This is a genomic window from Clostridioides sp. ES-S-0054-01 (assembly GCA_021561035.1).
In the GTDB taxonomy this organism is placed as follows: Bacteria; Bacillota; Clostridia; order Peptostreptococcales; family Peptostreptococcaceae; genus Clostridioides.
In genome coordinates, this window is record CP067346.1 from 3,242,623 (window position 1) to 3,265,226 (window position 22,604).

Genomic DNA, 22,604 nt, shown 5'->3' on the forward strand with positions numbered 1-22,604 from the left:
CTTAATTAATAAACCTATCTTTTACGCTAGAACAGTTATCAATTCTTGGCTACTATTTACATACTTTTGTGTATTTTCTATAATATCCACATAATCAGAGTAATTTGTAACAACTACTGGTGTTTCTAAGCAATATCCTTCTTTTGATATATTTTCTATATCAAAAGTTATTAAGGTCTGACCTTTTTGAATCTTATCTCCTTGATTAACAAAAGATTTGAAATATTTACCTTCTAACTGAATAGTATTTAACCCTATATGTATAAGTAGTTCACAACCATTATCAGATATAATTCCTATTGCATGTTTTGTAGGAAATAAAGTCATTACAGTCCCATCAAATGGTGCTACTACTTTTCCTTCTTTGGGTGTTATTGCTACACCTTTTCCCAATACACCTGTTGAAAATGCTGCATCTTGCATTTGTTCCAAAGCCTTTACTTCTCCTCTTATTGGGCTATATACTACTTCTCTTTTGTTTTTTTCTACAACGCCTTGCCCATTATCATCTTCAGAAATTTCTACTATAGTATCATCTTTCCAAAGAAAGAATGTTAACACAAATCCTACTACAATAGCTACTACTATTGCTATTATCGTTGCATAAACACCTGCCATATCTCCAGTTGTTGGATTTATATAATTAGGTATACCAAATATTCCAAGTCCACCTATTACATAACTTTTTACATTCATTATTCCCATTACAGCTCCTGCTACAGCACCACCTATACAACTATATATGAATGGTGTTTTTCTTGGTAAAGTTATTCCATATATTGCAGGCTCTGTTACACCACATATCCCTGAAATAATTGCAGGTATACACAACTCTTTTATTTTCTTATCTTTTAATTTAAAGTACATTGCTGCTACTACTGCTGTTTGTGCAAAAGATGGTACAAATGCTCCCACTAATATTGTATCAAACCCCATAGTCATAACGTTTGAAATAGCTATTGGTACTAGCCCCCAATGTAGTCCAAATATTACAAGCACTTGCCATAATAAACCAATTAATACACCATATAAAATTGATGAGAAATTAAATAATGCTAAAAATCCATTCCCAACTATATTGGAAGCATAGGTAGCTATAGGTCCTATAACCATAAATCCCAAGGGTAAAGAAACTAGTAAAACTGCCATTGGTACAAAGAAATTCTTTACTACATTTGGTATTATTTTAGCAAACACTTTTTCTAACTTAGATGCTAATAATACTATTAAAATTACTGGAACTACTGTTGAAGTGTAGTTCATTGCTATTACTGGTAGTCCTAAGAAAGTTATATATACTGGTGATTCAAATATTGTTCCAGTAAATAAACTGTATAAAGGTTGACCTGTAGATGCTAGAGTATCTAATTGAATACCTGAATAGCATAAAACTGCACCTATAAGCATACCGATAAATGGTTTTAGTTTGAATTTCTTGGCAGCTGTATATCCAAGAATTATCGGCATATACTGGAACATCGCATCTCCAATTGCATTTAACATAATATATGCACCATCAGTTTCTCCATACAAACCCAGTGCTGTAAATACTGAATTGAATCCTTTTATCATACCAGCAGCACACAATACTCCTAGTATTGGTTGAAAAACTCCTGATATTATGTCTATAAACTTATTAAGTAATCCTTTTGGTACGTCTGAATCTGAATTATCTATTGCATCCCCTCCTAATCCAGCCAAATCGCACACAACTTCATAAACATCTGGAACATGGTTACCAATAACTACTTGGTATTGACCTGCACTTTTCATTACAGTAACTACACCATCCATCTTTTTTAGTACATCATCATTTGCTATTGACTCATCTTTTAACTTAAAACGTAGTCTCGTTATACAGTGAGATAAACTGCTAATATTCTCCTTTCCACCAATGTTAGCAATAATGTCTTTTGATAATTGCTCATACTTTCTCATTTTTTCTCCTCCATTTTCTTTTTGAAATATGAAGGTTTGGCCAACTTAATGTCACCACCCAATATATATAAACCTAATTATTAGGGTTTATATCTGACTTAATACTTTTGCTTACCACTCTTTCAACATGAATAGTTAAGTATAATTTTTCCTCATCTGTTAAATCGTAATTATATTTTTTATGTATAAACTCATCTAACTTTTCTATGCATTTATAAGCATTCTTATATTTGACTTTTATTACATTTAATAAATCATCCTCATTATTTTCATGTAAATTATTACTAACAATTCTTTCTGCAAAATACTTTAAGTGAGTAATAAATCTATGATAATAAACTGAATCCTCATCAAATACTATTTTATAATGGTACTTAACCACATTTGCAATTTCTTGTATTATTTGTGTAATCTCATATATAATTTTTATATTTTGATCCATTTGTGCATTAACTATATGTAGTGCTATAAATCCAGCTTCATCTTCTGGCAGTCTAATTTCAAATTTTTTTCTATATAATCTAAAGCCTCTAGACCTATTTTAAATTCATTTTTATAAAATCTTTTTATATCCCAAAGTAATACATTTTTCACATTTACTCCTTCATGAGCTCTTTCTATTGCGGTATACATATGATCTGTTAAAGAAATATAAATACTATCATTTAATCTTTTCCCTAATTTTTCTTTAGCATATAAAATTATTTCATCTGATAATTCCATATATCTCATAGGAATATCCGCTATTAATTCTTTAAATTTATCAGATATATTTGGATCTGAAAGTTTGAATATCTTATCAATCTTATCTTTTGATATATGGTCTCCTGTACGTTTTTTATAAGCTAAACCTCTTCCCATAACTACTATTTCCTTATGATTTTCATCAGTTGTAATAATTACATTATTATTGAGTATTTTTTCAATAATCATTGTGATGCCCCCTTTACTAGCATTAAGTTAAAATAAATCTTTTTTAATTATTTAGAATATTTAAAATGTAATTTATTACATAAAAAAAAACCTATTTATTACACATTAAATAGACTCCCATGAATCCTGAGTAATAAATAGGTTTAGCTTGTATTTAAACAATCACTATCCGTTTGTATTTTATTTTAATTATTATTTATTATATGTTAGCAAATTTATTTTTTAGTGTCAACTTTTTCTCAATATTTTAATTTTAAACAAACTATATAAATTGAATCCACAAAAATATTATTTTTATCAATAAACAAAATAAAAAAGGTATTACCATTTTTTAAGTAATACCCATTTATTTTATTTTTAGTTTAAGTGATTTTTCTTAATCTCATCAAGTAGTCCATCTTCTAGATAAATTTCTAATGCACATCCTACCATTGCTTTTACTGCTTTGTGAAGTTTATCATAAGCTTCCTCAGAATTTGCATAGTTTAGAAACTCTTTTTCATGAACATACACCATTGGATTTATATCTAAAGCTATTTCTGTATACATAGTAGGGCAAACTTGACTTACATTACCTATATCTGTAGAACCTACTGGTCCATCTTTACCTTCTAATATATCTGTTATACCCACCTCAATCAAATTATTCTTTGTTATCTTTTGAAGCACTTTGTTATTTATTATGTTGTCAAAAGAATTTTCAAAATATCTATAGGAAAGCTTAGCTCCTGTCATTAACTCTGCTCCTTTTGCACAGTTTATAACCTTTTTAGTTACTTCATCTAAATAACTTCTTTCAGCAGCTCTTACGAAAAATTTACAGGCTGCTTTTTCTGGAACTATGTTTGGAGCCTCTCCTCCATTTGAAACTATCCCATGTATTCTAACATCTGATTTTACATGTTGTCTTAGTGCATTTATCCCAGCAAAAGTAAGTTGTACTGCATCTAACGCATTAACTCCCATATGAGGATGACTAGCTGCATGTGCTGATACCCCTTCAAAACTAAACTCTAATGAATCTATTGCCAAAGCCTTGCAGTTTATATTATTAAAAGCTTCTATATGCATCTGATAACTTACATCAACATCATCAAAAGCTCCTGCTTTAACTAAATCACATTTTCCTCCTGTTGTTTCTTCAGCTGGTGTTCCTATTAGTACTATTTTTCCTTTAAAATTTTCTTTTAATTTACTTAATACTATACAAGCTCCTAGTGTAGATGCTGCAATCCAGTTGTGCCCACAAGCATGAGCTGGTTCTTTATCTTCTCCATATCCAGGAAGTGCATCATACTCAGCTAAAAATGCTATAGTAGGACCATCACTATCTCCTAATTCTGCTCTAAAAGCAGTATCCATATTACAGTACGGATAAGTTGCATCAAATCCATATTCCTTCATTTTCTCTACTAAGTACTTTGATGATATATATTCTTCTTCACCTAGCTCTGGGGTATTGAATATAAAATCACATACTTCTTCAATTTCTTTTCCAAGTTCATCCTCTATCTCATAAGCTCTTTTCTTTACATTCTCTATCATAACTTACCTCCTATTATAATCCTAGATATAATCCTATTGTCAAGAATACCATTACAAGAATTGTTAATACTACCATTAGAGGAACTATGAATCTAACCCACTTTGACCAAGGAATATTAGCTACTGCTAATGCTCCCATTAAAACACCTGATGTAGGTGTTATTAGGTTAGTTACACCTATACCAAATTGATAAGCTGTAACTATCATTTGTCTAGATACATCAACTAAGTCTCCAAGTGGTGCAAGTACAGGTATTGTAAGTGATGCAAGCCCTGAAGCAGATGGTATTAAAAATGCTATCAAACCTTCTATTAAGAAAGTTAAATTTATAAATATAGTTTTTGGTAGTCCATTTAATAAATTTGCTGCAGAATTTAAAATTGTATCTATTATAAATCCATTTTCTGCTATTATTACGATTCCACGAGAAAATGCTATACATAGCCCTGCTGTCATTAAATCTCCTGCTCCATTTATAAATGAATTAACTATTTCATCTTGTTTAAGCCCTGATGCTATTCCTGATATTATACCTATTGCTGTAAATATCATTGCAATCTCAGTTATATACCATTCTAACTTTAAAACTCCAAATATCATAATCGCCATACCTACCACGAAAATTGATATTACCATAGCTTCTCTTTTTGTAAATTCTTTTATGTTAGTATCACTATTAGTCATTGATTCTTGATTTAGTGATATATCGTGTACTAAAGACTTTTTAGGGTCTTTTTTAACTCTATTGGCATATATCATAACAAATCCTATAGATATAGTCATATATATTATAAACATAACAACTCTAAACTCTATTCCAGAACCTGGTGTTATTTGTGACAATGCTTGTGCTATTCCTACAGAGAAAGGATTAGTCGTAGCTGCCCCAAATCCAGCTGTTGCTCCTACAAATACCGTTGCCACTGCTGTTAATGAATCATATCCCATACTGGTCATGAGTGGAATAAATATCATATAAAAAGGTAGTGTTTCTTCACTCATTCCAAATGTCGTTCCACCTAGCCCAAATAGAATCATTGAGATAGGTATTATTAAAAATTGAAACCTCTTCATTTTTTTGACAGTATGAGCTATAATAGCTTCTATAGCTCCTGTTTTATTAACTATTCCAAAAGCTCCTCCAACTATCAAAACAAACCCAACTACTTCAGCCGCATCTATAAATCCGTTTATAGGTGCTGTAAATACATCAGTAATCCCTTGTGGATTTGATGGTGCTTTTTCATAAGTTCCAGCTACAACAACTGATCTTCCGTCTATATCCACCCTTTCAAAATTTCCACTTGGTACTATCCAAGTAAGAACTGCCATCACTACTATTAATAAAAATATTATAGTAAGTGTTTGAGGCATAGTAAACTTTTTCTTTTTTAAACTACTCACTTTTAATCTCCCCACTTTTTAAATTAAAATATTTTATTATTGCATCCCTTTTTATCCTATTTTGTATAGATGTAAAAAAGCTCAACATGGATACATGTTGAGCTAAATGTGCTAAATACAACATACCTGCATCTTCCCTTTATCTTATTTAAGATAGCTCTCCATCAAAATTCGGGATAATTTTGATGACAGTACTGTACTTATTAAATACAGTCCCAGCACTAGCTTTGGACACTAGCACTTCGGCACTTACTCCTTTTATATTGTCTCATTGGTTTCCGACCTCTTCAATATTACTCTTAGTAAATGCAACCTCTACCTCAATCTTTTTATTAGATGAGGTAATTCTTATTAAATTTTATTTATTGTAGATAATTGTAGCATAATATGTCTAGACTGTAAATATTTTCAGAGTAAATACTTTAGAATTGAATTTGATATTTACCATATAACTTTTAAATTACCTTAAGGTGTTTTCTATTGTACATTTTATTTACTGTCTAGTATGTAATTCATTAAATTGATAAATTTAAGTCTGCTCCTAGAGATATAACAGAGAAAAACCTATTTAAAACATAATATAAGATGATATGTTATTAATTAAATCAATATTTTAGATAAACAAATTAGGTATTGATACTTTATAAATACCTAATTTAAAATTTCAATAGTCTATTTTATTTACTTTTAAAATGTTCTCTATAGAAAGTATAAGTAAACTAGATATAACCTACCTTTTTTAGTCATTACATAAATCTTGTTATAACCTTTTGGCCTGTTAATTCTCTATTAGTCATCTTATCTAAATATTAACTGTGCTCCATTGGTATAAATATTCACATCTTAACATATTACATAAACTTCTTTCATAATAGCACTAACTTCAACCTTAAATATTTCATACTTTTTAATACTATCTTTAATATACAGGTAATTTTATATCTATTATGTCTCCAATTTTTTCACCATCCATGACTTTTGCTTCAAATGAGTAAATCCTTCACAAAATTAATATACACTACTGTACTTACAATTAACTCTATAATTTTAAATTTGTTTAAATTTATTAATTATGGTATTTTATTTTATGAGGTGATTTAGTTGAAAAAAACAATAAAAGTTGTTGCTGCAATTATAGAAAATAAGGATAATGAAATTCTATGCGCTCTTAGAGCCCCAAATATGTCTCTACCAAATTACTGGGAATTTCCAGGTGGAAAGGTTAAAGAAGGGGAATCTTTGTTTTATGCAATAGAAAGAGAAATACAAGAAGAATTAAGTTGTAAAGTAAAAGCAGATATTATATTTGCTGAAAACACTCATGAATATGAAAAAATTATAGTAAACTTAATTGGTATAAAATGTTCATTAATAGAAGGGTTTCCTACTCCTAATGAACATTCTAAGTTAGTTTTCCTTTCAAAGGAAAATTTAAGCTCTTTAGTATGGGCTCCTGCAGATATCCCTATTGTAAAAGAGATAATGAAATAGGGATATATTGATGTATCCCTATTTCATTATCTCTACTTTTTTTATAAATTCTCTATATATTTTAACAGGAACTTCTTGATGAAGTTTTATTTTCATTGTTATAGGTTTCTCCCCACTGTATTCTACAGTGTCACCCTTACCTATATAAATATATGGCTGTGCCTTCTTATCTATTTCTTTATATTTTCTCACAAATAAATGTAAGTTAACTTTTCTATCTTTATTATGAATTAAATTCTTACCTCTATCAGTCAACTGTCGTGTAGAATTTGGAGATTGCCACTGAAAATAATTTTGATTTAAAAATTTATCCTTATAGTTTATTCTTTCGTCTATTCCTTCTTCCTTATGCAAATCGATAAACAGGAAATATTCATTCCCATTAGCTAAAAGTCCACTACCCCTAAATGAAGAATGAATCTTTCTATAATTAGAAAGTAATGCTATATCAATCATTTTGTACTGTTCATATAACTTTAAGAATGGTACTCCATAATAATCTTCTTTGAACTCTTTTTCATATCTAATAATACCGTAATTAATAGCATCCTCTATATATTTTCTATATTTTTTATCATTAATTATTTGATTAAATATACTACTTCTATATAAAGTATTCCTTTCATACTCTATTAGTTTAACCTTATTTTTTATTATTGATGAATCACAATATTGATGATTTAAACATTCAAAAGCATGAATTATACTATCATGGTCTACTTTATTAATATACTTCAATATTTCATTACTTGCCATTTCTATGCTAATACTATCATGATTTAATAAATATTTAAGTATAATAAATTCATTTATTCTTTTTAAAGGTAGACTAGTATTTAATTCTCTTAATATTTTTTCAAAATTTTCATCCATTAATAAAGTTTTAATACTATCATCCTTTTCTGTTTTACCTACAAAACTTAAATAGGTCCCATCTTTATCTATAAACTTAACTGGGTCTGGTGAGCCATCAAATTTTATATAATCTAATAACAAATATGGTACTTTTCCTCCACATAAGATTTTGAACTGATTATACTCTTCTCTCAAATATTCTGCTGACCTGAAATTTTCTCCATCAATTTGTGTTAGAATCCTTTCCTTGGAAATCTCATCAATTTGAATATGAGTGCATCCTGGTATATTAGCAAAATCAGTACTTACAGCTACTTTTATACTATCCTTATCATAATATCTTGCACCATTTAAAGCTATAGCTATTAAAAATGTCTTATTATGATTTCCTATAAAATCAAGTACTGTTAAAAATTCTTTATCTCCACTTTTTCTAAGTCCTCTCCCTAATTGTTGAATGAATATTATAGGAGATGCAGTAGGTCGTAACATTAAAATTGTATTTACAGAAGGTATATCAACACCTTCATTAAAAATATCAACAGTAAATATAGCCTGTAAGCTATCCTTATTACTTTCTAGTAGTTTAATGTATTCTTGTCTTTTATCAATAGAATCCTCGCCACAAAGTGCAACACTATTTATACCTCTTTTCTTAAACTCTTCAGCCATATATCTTGCATGTTCTATATTTACACAAAATCCTAATAATTTTCTAAACTGTCCATCATGTCCATAAAATTTCATTTTTTCAATAATAAAATCTACTCTTTTATGTATCATTAAACGTTTAGCCAACTCTGATGTATCATCTAAATTAATATCCTCTAAATCTACACCCTCAACATCTGTTATACCAAAGTAATGAAATGGTATTACTAAATCTTCTTCAAGTGCTTCATGCAATCTAACTTCTAAGGCAACATTATTATCAAAAAGCTCAAATACACTTAAACTATCACATCTCTCTGGAGTGGCAGTCATACCTAATGTAAACTGAGGTTTAAAGTAATTCAAAACATTTAGATATGATTTACTAGCACTATGATGAGCTTCATCAACTATAATATAATTGAAATAATCCTCTTCAAATTCAGTATAATGCTTATTCATAGTCTGTATTGTTGCAAATAGATAATTTGCCTCATAGTTTTTTTTATTGCCAGTAAATAAACCTGTTTTTAAATTTCTTTCTCTTAATAATCTATCAAATGTTTCTTTTGACTTCTTTAAAATTTCTTCCCTATGAACTATGAATAATAATCTCTTCGGTTTAAATTCCATCACATCAAATGCGGACATATATGTTTTCCCTGTCCCAGTAGCTGCAATAACTAAAGCTTTGTTTTCTCCATGAACCCTTAGCCTTTCTAGATTTTCCATAGCTTTTATCTGCATCTTATTAGGTCTAATAGGTACAAAATTATCAAACACCATTTTTCTTTTTAATTCTGTTCTCTTAATTTCATTCAAAAATAACATATATCTTTGTAACACTTCATCATTAAGATTTGAACTCATATTCCAAAGATTATCATACTCCTTTAATGCATCCTTTATAAATGGCTCCTCTTCTTTTGAAACTATCTTTACATTCCATTCTATATTGCTTTTTAATGCACTTTGAATAATATTTGAAGAACCTATTATAATTTTATAATGGTCTGCATTTTCAAAAATGTACACCTTTGTATGAAAACCTTTTTCTCTATCTGCTATGAATATTTTCATATCTACATTATTAAATTCTTTTATTTTTTCTAATGCTTTTGGCTCTGTAAAATTTAGATATGTAGTAGTTATTATCTTGCCTTTTACATTTTTTTCTTCTAACTCTTTAAATGTATCTAGCAACAACTGTACTCCACTATAATTTATAAATGCTACACTAAAATAAAAGGCTTTACATTCTTTTAAGCTTTTCTTTAGTTCATTTAATAAATTACTATATTTTGAATTTATAATTAGTTGTTTTGATTCTTGCATCATTTTCCCCTTAATTTTTATAAATATGTTTAAATTATAGCATAAAAATAGAGAAGCGTCCTTATTTTAGCTTGTATGACTATTTATCTAATTTTTTATAGTAACAATTCTTTTTTATCTGATACATTCAAATTTTTACTGTTTTTATTACCAATTATTAAGCATACTCTACCTATTATTAAATAAGTAAAAAATAAAACCATACAAACTAATCTAATTTGCATGGCTATATATCTATTAATCTACACCTAATACAGCTTTAACTTTTGATGCTATTGTAATAACTCTTGGTCCAAATATAACTTGAACTGAATTTTGCTTTCTAACAACTCCACTTGCACCCAATTCATTTACCCAGAAACTATCTTCATAGAATCCATCAATTGAATTTAACTCTACTCTAAGTCTAGTTGCACAGTTTGTAATATTTTTTATATTGCCACTTCCTCCTAAACCTTCTATTATAGAATATACAAGTTCTGTATCTTTATCTTCTACTGTTCCTTTGTCTGTAGCTTTAACAGCATCCCCAGATTGTTTTTCTCTGTATTCTTTCTTACTATAAAGCTTAACTTCTTCTGAACTTCTTCCTGGTGTCTTTATATCAAACTTCTTGATTGCCCATGTAAATATTATATACGTAACTATAAAGAATATTGGTATCAAAAATAATAAAGGTAACGCATCCACTTTTTGAGGTTGTAATAAATTGGGAAACATATTTCTAAATGATTCTCCCATTATAGAAACATTAAACATTTCTGTAAATACATATGTCAATCCTGCTAGTGGTACATATGCTGCAAAGTACAATAATGGTGCAACAAATAAGAATGTATACTCTATTGGTTCCGTTACCCCTACCAACATAGCTGTTACTATTGCTGGTATCAATATACTTATTGCTTTTTTCTTATTAACATTGTCAGCTAATTTATACATAGCCAAAGCTGCTGCTGGTAATATTGCAAAATGTATTAATAAGCGTCCTGTTGTAAAGTTACGAGTTATATAAGATAGTGTATCTGGGTCTCCCATTTGAGCCAATCTTATATTATTAACACCCTCGTAAATTGCTCCACCTACTTCCATTGTTCCACCAACTCTTGTGTATTCTATAGGGAATGCAATTAAATGGTGTATGCCAAATGGCAATAAAGCTTTATCCATTGCTCCAAAAGTAAATGTTCCTAATAATCCACTAGAACCTATCCAATTACCAAGCTTAGATAATGCTAAACCTACTGGTGGCCATATAAAGTACATTGCTGTACCCAATACTATTGATGCTATAAACATCATAATCATTGAAAATCTCGAACCTGAGAAAAAAGATAATGCACTAGGAAGTTCTATGTCAACAAATTTATTATGTACTGTACTAGCTACAAATCCAGCTATTATAGCTCCAAATATACTACAATCATATGAAAATATTCCTAAGAAAGAACCATATAAGGAACTTCGGCTATATGCTTCTGCCTCGCTCAATCCAGATGACATAAATGCTTCTGCTGTAACTGTATCTGAATTTATACCATTTGCTGCTAGTAATGTACTTATAACTGTGTGCATTCCTATAAATAAAACAATTCCTCCTAATGCACCCCATCCTTTTTCCTTTTTAGATAATCCAAAAGCTATACCAGTAACAAAGAATATTGGTAAGTATCCCATTACCATAAACCCCAGGTCATTTATTACTTTAAAGAATACATTTATAAATGACCCTTCTTTTATTAGTCCGCTAAGCCCCAACGCAGAAACGTTTTCCATATTTGCAAAAGCTGACCCTAATCCTATAAATACTCCTGCTACAACAAGTAATATAACAGGAATCATCATTGCTCCAGAAAGTACTTGTAATTTATCCTTCATAGTATTATTTCCTCCATTTTTATTGAAATGCCAGGCTATATAATGCATATATATATACTTCTATCGCTTTATATAATGTGTCTATACTTATATTTTCATTTGCCTGATGTGAATTTGGATTATCTCCCTCTATTGTGGGTCCAAATGCAACTCCATTTTCTAATACTCTTGCATAAGATGCAGCTCCTTTCGTAAAAAGTTCTGCTTCTTTTCCAAAACCTTGTTTATATGCACTTGATAATTTATTTATTAATTCACTGTCTGGTTCTACATACAATAATTTTAAATCTTTATATATATCAACTATTAAATTTTCTTTTTTTCCAATTTCATTAATTCTATTAGTTATAAATTCCCAACTTATACCCTTAGGATATCTAAAATCTATTTTCATATTCAACTCATTTTTTTCTAAGAATATACTCATTATACATATTGTAGAAACTCCCATATCTACATCTTCTGTATATAGTCCTAATTTTTTTCCATGATTATCATCTGTAAAGTATGAATTTAAAATATCTTTTATTATGATTCCTTTATCATTTAACTTTTTAATTTTCTCTAAATCTTTTGCTAAATTAAATGCACAGTTATATGACCTGTGTGGGTTTCTCGATAAAGCTCTTTCTCCTATATATCTTACTAATACTTTCTCTTCTTCTAGTTCTTCTATCTCTGTATAATAATCTAATAATTCTACTAACTCTTTCTTGTCATTAGTTTTAAAAACAGCTTCGATTTTATCACATACAAATCCATCTTCTTTGTTTGACCTTATATCAACTAAATTGTGATTCCTAAGTTTATCTTTATCCATTTTCTTTCTTAGATTAAAGTATAAAATACCTTTTTCTCCATTTACTATTGGGAAGTTTCCATCTGGAGAAAATGCAAATTTTGGCTGTTCATTGACACTAAAGTAATGCTCCATGCATTCCCAAGTCGTCTCTTCAGCTCCACCTACTATCAATCTAATCTTTCTCTTTGGCTTTTCATTAAGTTCTCTTAAGAAAAGTAATGCATATAAAACCCCTATTAAAGGTCCTTTGTTATCATTAACTCCTCTTCCGTAAAGATAGTTATCTCTTTGGTAGACTTTAAAAGGTTTACTCTTCCACAACTCTTTTGTATATATTGGCACCACATCTATATGATTAAGCACCCCCACTACTTCTTCACCTTCTCCATATTCTATATGAATTGCATATCCATCAAAGTCTCTTACAACAAAATCTTTATCTTTTGCTATTTGAATAAGCTTATCAAAGGCATTTCTTGTTTCTATCCCAAATGGTTGATTTACATCTACTGTACTCTCATCTCTAACTGAAGGTATCTCAACTAGACTCGCAATATCTTTTACTATGTTCTCTTGATTGGATTTTAAATAATCAATAATTAGCTCTTTATTTACTATCATCTTAATTATTTATCACCCCTTTATATTAGTTTTACAAAGCATTTCAGTTCATATCTACATTATAAATTTTGAATATTATTTTTTCAATATTTCAAATACTTCTCTAAATTACCATAATGATACGGTAAATAATCAACAGATTATGACAAAATTATACTATACTACTTATTAACATTTTAATTGACCTGTTTTATCTAGATTTAATATAATTTTATTCCAGTAAAACTTATTAAAAAAAGAAGTTATCTCAAAATTGATTTTTTTCTAATCAAATTTTAAATTCAACTCCTTTCTTGAATTTTCATATTCTATTTTTTATTACTTCTTAAACTTTTATATAAAAATAAAACCCTAATATTATTAGAGTTTTATTTTTTATATATTAAATTAATTCATTATTGTTCCATCTTGTATTTTTATACAAATATCAGCTTCTTTAGCTATCATGTCATTATGAGTTATCATTATAAGTGTTTGATTATAATCATTCACACATTCTCTTAATATACTCATAACTTCTTTTGTTGACTTTGTATCTAGATTTCCTGTAGGCTCATCTGCAAATATAATTTTAGGTTTATTTATAAGCGCTCTAGCAATAGCCACCCTTTGTTGTTGACCTCCAGATAATTCATTAGGAAATTTTTTTATTTTATCCTTTATTTGTAGTCTCTCTAGTAATTTTTCTAGATAGTTCTTATCTATTTTTTTATTTTCTAATAACGAAGGCATTATTATGTTGTCATACACATTAACAACTGGTACTAAGTTAAAATTTTGAAATACAAATCCAAAGTTATTTATCCTTATATCAGCCAGTTTTCCATCTGGCATATTACTTATTTCTTCATTGTTATAATAAATTTTTCCATCAGTTGGTTTATCAAGACCTGCCATGCAATTTAATAATGTACTTTTTCCAGAGCCACTAGCACCTACTACAGCAATGAATTTATTTTCTTCTATATTTAAATTTATACTCTTTAAAACATGTAACTCATTTTCGTTTTTACCATAAACTTTGTTTAAGTTTTCTACTTTTAATATCGTCATACTAATTCCTCCTTATTCATCCTTATTAATTCCATCTGATATACTCATTTTTTCTAGTTTTTGTTTAGACAAATGTACTGATATAATGCAAACTACTATCACTAAAAAAGTAAATATTACTATTTCATTAAAAGGCACTTCAAATTTTTCTAGATTCTTAGCGCCAAATCCAACTTCCATAACCTCATTAACCATAGATACATCTTTGTATCCTTTATATATAGCATGAGCAGACCCTATTATACAGCTAAGAAATGCATAAATTAATGATTCCTTAATAAGCATGCTTTTTATCTTTTTCATACTCATACCAATACTTCTCAAAGTGGATAGCTCCCTAGTTCTAATTAGTATTCCTGTTTTTATAGTGTAGTAAATATTTAATGAAGCTACTACAGACATAAGTAATAATAAAAACATACTTTGCATTTCAACAATTTCTTGTGATTTTTCATGTTCTACTTTGTATTTCGCTCTACTTTCTAGATTATTGTAATCTTTCCTTCCAATAATTTTTTCTATTTTATTTTCTACTTCCTTTTCTTTTCCACTAGAAGCTTTCACGCCTATTACATTAACATCACTTATATTAGTCAATTTGGATAATTCTTCTATTGGCATTATTACCGTTATCATAATTCCATAGGAATTATTTAAAATCCACTTTCTATCTAAGAAACCAGCAATTCTAACTTTTTCAACTTTATAACTTAACTTTCCATCATTTACTGATGGTATTTTTATTTCAATCAGCTCTCCAATTTTCAAATTCTTATCTATTGGTTTATTGGTTCCAAAAGTATGATTGTTAATCAAAACATTTATATACTCACTATTATTCTCATCACTTTTTTCCTCTATGTAGTTATCTAATTTTTTCAAATCTTTCTCTGTATAACCCCTAACTTCTAAATGTGATTCATTCTTATTCATAAACCCAGATAACACTAATTTTCCATCTACATCATCTACATCGTCTATATTTTTAATTTTTTTTATATCACTCTTACTGTACATCCCTAAAGCATTTTCCACATTATAATTATCTTTAGTTAGTTTTATATCATACTCACCAATATTTTGACTTGGTATATGCATTACACCCATATCACTTTTATTGTAATTTGATAATGCAGTTATATACATAGATCCAACTAATCCCATAGATAATATACAAAGAATAGTTCTTGTCCTAAATCTAAATGTATTTTTATATGCCATATCTCCAGTTATATTAAATACTTTTCTTATCCATTTATAATAAAATCTATTTCTAGGTTTTCTAAAGTCATTATTTTTCATACCTTCTACAGGAGATACTCTGGACGCCTTATATATAGTAACTATATTTGAAATAGAAACCATAATTACTGCTATTAATATTGGTATCAATATTGCTTCTTTGGTTATATAAAGACTTGGATTTTGAGGATAAACTTTAGATATATAATTATATACATAACCTCCTCCAATTAAAAAACCAGATAATACACCAATTATTACCAGTATTAAACTCTGTATAAAAATTATAGAACATATTTGATGCCTTTTAGCACCTATCGCTCTCAACATACCTATTGATTTTTTCATATCAAATAAAGTCATCATAAAAATATTACATATTAAAAGCGCTGATACAGCTATAGGTAATAGCATCTTCCTTATCTCATAGCTTATTGCCTCTTCACTAACACCAATAGAATTTAGTCCTTGAATTAAACCTACATTCACAGTAAAGTTATACTCTGTAAGACCGTATTTGTCCAACCTTTTATACAGATTCTCCTTTGTAGGCTTTTCATTTTCTACATTTAAAAAACCATCATTAGTAATAAGATTTTCTGATATTAAATTTGTATATCCACCTTTAGTAATAAGGTTTTCTGATATTAAATTTGTATATCCACCTGTAAAAGCTCTAAGTGTATATTCTTTATACTCCTGATAATAGTCTTTATGTCTACTGACTATTCCAACTAACTTAAATTTATGATTTTTATTGTATATCTCTTGTTTTCCATCAGTGTTTTTATATTTTTTAACTATGTTAAAGTCTATTTCCTCACCTAATTTATTTTCTAAATTCATTTCCTCTATAGCTCTATTATCTAAAACTATCTCATTTTCATTTTTTGGTGCTCTCCCTTTTATAAGTTCATACTTGCTTTCTTCTAAATAATATGGACTATATGTATTAAGAATACTCTTAACTCCATTTTTATAAACAATACTACCTAAATTGATTGTCTTAGAGACTCTATTTTTAAACCTATATGTAATATCACTAGTATTGTCATTCAATATTTTTTGTAGTGCTTGATTATCAATATCATTGTATTCATAATTATAAGTTCCAAATATTTCATGTAATTTTTCAGTTCCTAATTTTATATCTGTTTGTTTTTGAACTATATTAGAAAATGATATCAATGTAGCTAGCCCTATTGCTATTATTATAGAAAAACTTCTCCCTTTTTGCTTTCTCAGATAAGAAAAAGCTAATGTAAAAATACCTTTCATAATTGCCTCCTTTTTGATTAATATATATTTATTTAATGCTAATTAGTTCACTTGAACTAATATATCTACCTTTATTAACAACTTATTTTATCTTTTAATAAACAAAGATATACTTTTTATACGCAAAAAATAGATGCTATCCTTCTTTGACTAAAGGATAGCATCTATTTTTTTTATGTACAATGAACCATGCACAACTGTACATTTTAATGTTACAACTGTCATGTTTTAGTTTTTATAATACTGCTAAAAGGCTTTCAAGGTATACCTCTTTAAACTCTTTAAATCTATATCTACTTATAGGAACTTCTTCTTTATTCTCCATAGTAGCTACATATTGTTTTACATTTACTACATAGTCCAAATTGACCAAATAACTTTTATGACATCTATGGAAATTTTTTTGGTTTATTTTGCTTTCTATATTATCCATAGTCATATTAATAGAGTGCTTGGATGTTTTTGTATGTATAGTTATTTCTCTTTTCAAAACTTCGATATAATAAATATCTGCTGTGTTTATCTTAAATATTTCGGTTTTAGAACTCAAAATTAACTCTTTACCCTTGTTTCTCTCTATTTCATTGAAGCAAGAAATCAAATGCCTCTCTAGGTCACCTAACTTTATAGGCTTTAGCAAATACCTATAAGCTCTTACTTCATATCCTTCTTGTACATAGTCTATTAAAGATGTTGTAAATATAATTTCTACATTTTTATCATACATACTTCTTATTTTTCTAGCTAAAGTCATTCCATCAATTTCTTCTAATTGTATATCTAATAAAAATATATCTATATTCTTTGGATAATCTTCTATTAAACTTTCTCCATTTCTATAAATCAAAAGGTCATATTCTTCATTTCTGCTTTCGAAAATTTTTTCGATATACCCTTTTATCAACTTTTGTTGGCTTAATTCATCTTCACATAATACTATTTTTTTCATAGTCCAAATTCACTTCACTTTCTATTGGAATATAAATATCTAGCTCAAATTCATTACCAAAATCCTTAAATTTAAACTCTCCATTGTACTTATTCAATGAATATTCAACGCTTTTTAAACCTATTCCATGAAGATATTTATCTTTTTTACTACTTAGAATATTATTATCATCTGTTTTTATATCATTTATTTTTGAGTTCACACTCTTTAATACAAAATAATTTTTAACTATAGTTCCTCTTATATATATTTTTCTTTCATTATCTTTTATCTTTAAACATGCTTCTATTGCATTATCTAATATATTAGAAAAAATACTACACACATCAATCATTTGCATGAAGTTGCATTTTTCAAAATTTATATCTGCAAAAAAATCTATATTATTATCTATACAAATATCATTTTTTTCTTTAAGTACAATGTCTAGTATATCATTTTTAGTATTATATATATACTCTATCTTCTCTATTTCTTTTTGAAGTTCCATGCTATATCTACTAGCATTTTCATTTGCATCAATATTATTGATACAGACCAAATGATTTTTTAAATCGTGATAAAGTCGTTTAGTTCTACCTTGATTTTCTTTTATTCTTTCATAGTAATTGTATTGAGCTCTTATTTTTTCTTCTATCACTGCTTTTTCCTTTTCTAAAATTATGGATTCTTTCATCTTCTTAATTGTAAATATTAAAAGTATAACAATCACAACCAATGATGGAATTATATTTTGATATAAAAAACTATCTATCGAACTCCATATATATTTATATGTTGAATTTTTAAATTTAACTACATATACCAAAATATACTTATCTATAAAATTGTATATATACAAAAACATTACTAAAAATATAACAGTTAATATACTTATTATGTATTTTTTATCTTTAAAAATATTTCTATATTTTTTTAATATTAAATTTAATACAAATAAAATGATAAAAACTAGTACTTCACGTAAAATTAAAACTAATACACTTGGATAGTTATCACTACCAAAACCAATAACCATACAAAAAAATGTAATTCCCCAATAAATTATATTTCCAGTAATAAAAAGTATATTTCTATAAACTATAAAAAACATAAGTGTTTTCCAGAACTTCACTTCATAATTTTTTTTACAAAAATATATAATTATACAAATAAATGCAATTTGTAACAAACTTAATTCTATCGACCACAAACCTAATTTAACTATTCTATTCAAATGAAAATGATTATTCAGACAAACTAAAACCACAACTAATATTATAAGTTTCCAAAGAGAGCTTCTTACTTCTTTATCTTCTCTTTTTTTATTTTGATAAATATCAAGGAAATTTTTAAATACTAAAATTTTAAATACAGTTAATAACGTCTGTGACATTTCCAATACAAATAATTCCATAAACTCCTCCCCTTACAATTCTACCACATAAAAAATATTTTTGTGTCATTTAGCAATCTCAAACTATTGTTTATATCTCATAAATAGAGTATCCTTTGAACTTTCTTTATTACCTCCAAGAAAGTTTGTAAACTGTGCAATTAAATTTTTACTTACTAGTAAAAAATAAATACAGTTCATGTTTGCATATATTATAATTTTTCTAAATTCATCTCCTCAATAATTTGACTTAATAACCTTACAGAATCATTTTTTGGAATCATGTAATCAATATTTAGTGGTAATTTAAATTGATAATTATCACCATAAATAGTATAGTTGATATGTATAGTATTTTGTTTTAGCATACAATTATTATACAAGAATCTCGAGCTCTTTTGAATGTGGGATTTATTTTTTTAAACAAAAAAAGGATGTAACATTATTTTCTAATGTGACAGCCCCTTTCTTATATCTATTCAACTTCCATTATTACACTATTAGTATCTACATTTCCAGGTTCTAGTCTATCTTTTACTGTTCTCTTAACAGAATTAGCATCATCCATTATAACTACAGGAGTTATTATGTTTAAATCATTTGACCTTATAAAATCTAAATCTACTTCCATTATTAAATCTTTAGCTCTTACCTTATCTCCTGCCTTTACCTTAACATCAAACGGCTTTCCTTCTAGTGACATTGTCTCTAAACCTACATGTATCAACATATTTGTATTATCGTTACTCTTAATCATTATTGCATGCTTTGTATCAAATACATTGACTATTTCACCATCAACAGGAGAATATAACTTACCTTCACTTGGTATTATTGCTACTCCATCTCCCATCATCTTTTGGGCAAAAACTGCATCTGGAACATCTTCTAAGTTAACTAAATTTCCCTTAAAAGGGCTGTATATTTTCTCAATTTTATTTTCTTTTTTCTTAAATATATTAAACATAACACACTCTCCACATTATAAAATTTTATGATAATACTTTTCTTAAAGCTTTTGCTACACCATTATTTGCATTAGTATCAGTTACAAAATCTGCCATAGATTTTACTTCATCTGTAGCATTTCCCATAGCGATACCAAGACCTGCAAATTCAATCATGGATATATCATTTTCATTATCACCTATACATATAACTTCTTTGCTATCTATACCTAATATATCACAAAATTTTTTAACTGCAATACCTTTTGAAGTACCTTTACTCATAACTTCAAAATTTAACTTTCCAGAACTTACCACTTCTAAATCTTTTTGCTTTTTAAACTCTTCCTTTGCTTCTCTTAAAGACTCTACGTTTTCTGAGAAAAGTATACACTTTAAAATCTCATCTTCAGCTCTTTCTAATAAAGTTTCACAGCTTGCATTTTCTATTATTTCAATTCTATCTTCTTCTTTATTTTTACTATTTATTAGTCTATATGGATGTTCTTGACCTATTTCATTGTTGGATATGACTATTTTACATCCTTTAAAATGTTTATTTAAATTATATTTTTCACTTATTGTATATATTTTTTTTAGAGACTCTTTACTTAACACCTTCTTATACTCGTATCCTAGTAATTTAAAATACGTCCCATTAGTTGATATAATATATATATCATCACCTAAGACACTTGTAAAATATTTCATAACATTATAAGGTCTTCCTGTAACTAAGGCTACTTTAATCCCCTTTTCCATAGCTTCTTTTAATGCTTTAATATTTTCTTCTGATATTTCAAATCCCTTTCCCAATAAAGTACCATCCATATCAGTACAAATTAATTTATAATTCATTTGTATCACATCCTAGTAAGATTTTTCTAATATTTCAACAAGGTCTTCTTTTTTTCCAAATGGTAAAAAACCTAAAACTGGATAGCCTACTATTTCTTCTAACTGTTCTTTTGTTACATTAAACTCAGACATTTTTGTCTTAAGCCCTACACTCTTTAAAAAGCTTTCTATTTCATTTTTTAAAGCTTTAGCTGCTTCATTATCTTCTACTTTTTCTAATTCTCCGTTGAACATTCTTGCTACTTTAGCAAATTTAGCTACATTATTTTCACAGAACTTTTCCACAAACTTTGGAAACACTATAGCTAAAGCTTCACCATGAGGAATATGCGTAACTCCACCTATTATTTCACTTAGAGGATGTGGTGCTGCTGCTCCAGCATTTGCTAATGAACTTCCACCTAGTGTATCTGCCATTGCCAATTTTGTTCTGTATACTATATTATTTCTTTCTTTCATTACTTTAGGTAAATAGTTAATAACTAATTCCATAGATTTTTCAGACATTATCTCTGTAAAATCATTAGCATTTGGGTTTATGTAACTTTCAAATGCATGAGTAAAGGCATCAAATGCTGTTGATGCAGTAATTCTCTCTGGTAAAGTTAGCATAAGTTCTGGGTCTACTATACATTCTCTTGAGAAACAATTTTGATGGAATATTGTATTTTTCTCACTTCCTCTTGATATTACTGCTGCTTGTGTAACTTGGCTTCCCGTCCCAGAAGTAGTTGATACAGCAATTAATGGTAATTCTTTTTCACTTACTTTATCATATATTTTAAATGGATTTGTATATGTACTAAACATATAATCCCAATCTATTTTTTCTAGTCCAAAAGTTAAGGCTAATACTTTGGCAGTATCTATACTTGAACCTCCACCAACAGCTAAGATAACATCTACAGATTCTTTTTTAGCTAATTCAAATCCTTCATTTATTAGTTCTACAGTTGGATTTGGCTCTACCTTATCAAAGTGTACAACTTCTATACCTTTTCCCATTAAATCTAATCTAACTCTTTCATATAGCTTGTCTAATGGCTCTACATTTGGAGTAGTAACTAACAAACATTTCTTTCCATATTTTCCTATTATTCTAGGTAACTCGCTTAAAGTTCCTTGTCCAAAATTTATTCTTGATGGTTGATAAAAGTTAATCATATTTTTCCTCCCTTAAATTATTGCCTTCATATTCAAATTATACCTATCACAGGATTTTTAAGGCAATACTTTAACTGTTAACTCTTATTTACTAAAGTTTATGGAAATTAATAAACAATCAACGTTTTATTATTACCATATCATTATGTAAATTTTATTAAGTAGTCATGGGATAATTTTATAAACAATCTTATTGTATAATTAACTTAATATCTTAATAAATAAAAATTATTGCCTTCAGAAGAGGATTATGGCTAATAAAAGAGTGCTTTTATTGTAATAAA

The 22,604-nt window shown here is 27.9% G+C and carries 14 protein-coding genes and 1 pseudogene; 1 reads left to right on the forward strand and 14 read right to left on the reverse strand.

What is annotated here, in order from left to right:
• Positions 1-21: 21 nt before the first annotated feature.
• From JJC02_14925 to JJC02_14940, 4 genes and pseudogenes are all read right to left on the reverse strand, one after another.
• Positions 22-1,938 carry a PTS glucose transporter subunit IIA gene (locus JJC02_14925; GenBank protein ID UDN54171.1) on the reverse strand — a complete coding sequence of 639 codons (1,917 nt, stop codon included), beginning with the start codon at positions 1,936-1,938 and terminating at the stop codon, positions 22-24.
• 73 nt (positions 1,939-2,011) lie between these two features.
• Positions 2,012-2,871 (reverse strand): annotated as a pseudogene (locus JJC02_14930) (PRD domain-containing protein).
• Positions 2,872-3,228: 357 nt separating this feature from the next.
• On the reverse strand, positions 3,229-4,416 hold the full coding sequence (locus JJC02_14935) for a M20 family metallopeptidase (GenBank protein UDN54172.1): 1,188 nt from the start codon (positions 4,414-4,416) through the stop codon (positions 3,229-3,231).
• 13 nt (positions 4,417-4,429) lie between these two features.
• Positions 4,430-5,821, reverse strand: a complete 1,392-nt coding sequence (locus JJC02_14940) for a YfcC family protein (GenBank protein ID UDN54173.1) — start codon at positions 5,819-5,821, stop codon at positions 4,430-4,432.
• Between the two features lie 1,101 nt (positions 5,822-6,922).
• Here JJC02_14940 and JJC02_14945 point away from each other — a divergent pair.
• On the forward strand, positions 6,923-7,312 hold the full coding sequence (locus tag JJC02_14945; protein UDN54174.1) for a (deoxy)nucleoside triphosphate pyrophosphohydrolase: 390 nt from the start codon (positions 6,923-6,925) through the stop codon (positions 7,310-7,312).
• Positions 7,313-7,330: 18 nt separating this feature from the next.
• On the opposite strand, the gene JJC02_14950 is transcribed toward JJC02_14945, so the two are convergent.
• The 10 genes from JJC02_14950 to JJC02_14995 form a co-directional block, all read right to left on the reverse strand.
• Entirely contained in the window at positions 7,331-10,153 is a 2,823-nt protein-coding gene (locus tag JJC02_14950; protein ID UDN54175.1) for a DEAD/DEAH box helicase, read from the reverse strand.
• 237 nt (positions 10,154-10,390) lie between these two features.
• Positions 10,391-12,079: a PTS transporter subunit EIIC gene (locus JJC02_14955; protein ID UDN54176.1), complete on the reverse strand. Its 1,689-nt coding sequence runs from the start codon at positions 12,077-12,079 to the stop codon at positions 10,391-10,393.
• Positions 12,051-13,454 (reverse strand): M20 family metallopeptidase, encoded by a 1,404-nt coding sequence (locus tag JJC02_14960; protein UDN54177.1) that lies wholly within the window; start codon positions 13,452-13,454, stop codon positions 12,051-12,053. The genes JJC02_14955 and JJC02_14960 overlap by 29 nt, the downstream gene beginning before the upstream one ends.
• A gap of 387 nt (positions 13,455-13,841) precedes the next feature.
• Complete coding sequence (locus tag JJC02_14965) at positions 13,842-14,507, reverse strand: ABC transporter ATP-binding protein (GenBank protein UDN54178.1); 666 nt, start codon at positions 14,505-14,507, stop codon at positions 13,842-13,844.
• A 12-nt stretch (positions 14,508-14,519) separates the two neighbouring features.
• Positions 14,520-17,027, reverse strand: a complete 2,508-nt coding sequence (locus JJC02_14970; protein UDN54179.1) for an FtsX-like permease family protein — start codon at positions 17,025-17,027, stop codon at positions 14,520-14,522.
• 235 nt (positions 17,028-17,262) lie between these two features.
• On the reverse strand, positions 17,263-17,976 hold the full coding sequence (locus tag JJC02_14975) for a response regulator transcription factor (protein ID UDN54180.1): 714 nt from the start codon (positions 17,974-17,976) through the stop codon (positions 17,263-17,265).
• A complete protein-coding gene (locus JJC02_14980) occupies positions 17,954-19,372 on the reverse strand; it encodes a GHKL domain-containing protein (protein UDN54181.1) in 1,419 nt (472 codons plus the stop codon). Before JJC02_14980 ends, JJC02_14975 begins: the two co-directional genes overlap by 23 nt.
• 454 nt (positions 19,373-19,826) lie before the next feature.
• Positions 19,827-20,318, reverse strand: a complete 492-nt coding sequence (locus JJC02_14985) for a PTS glucose transporter subunit IIA (protein UDN54182.1) — start codon at positions 20,316-20,318, stop codon at positions 19,827-19,829.
• 25 nt (positions 20,319-20,343) lie between these two features.
• Positions 20,344-21,156: an HAD family phosphatase gene (locus tag JJC02_14990; GenBank protein ID UDN54183.1), complete on the reverse strand. Its 813-nt coding sequence runs from the start codon at positions 21,154-21,156 to the stop codon at positions 20,344-20,346.
• 12 nt (positions 21,157-21,168) lie between these two features.
• Positions 21,169-22,320: an iron-containing alcohol dehydrogenase gene (locus JJC02_14995; GenBank protein ID UDN54184.1), complete on the reverse strand. Its 1,152-nt coding sequence runs from the start codon at positions 22,318-22,320 to the stop codon at positions 21,169-21,171.
• Positions 22,321-22,604 lie beyond the last annotated feature (284 nt).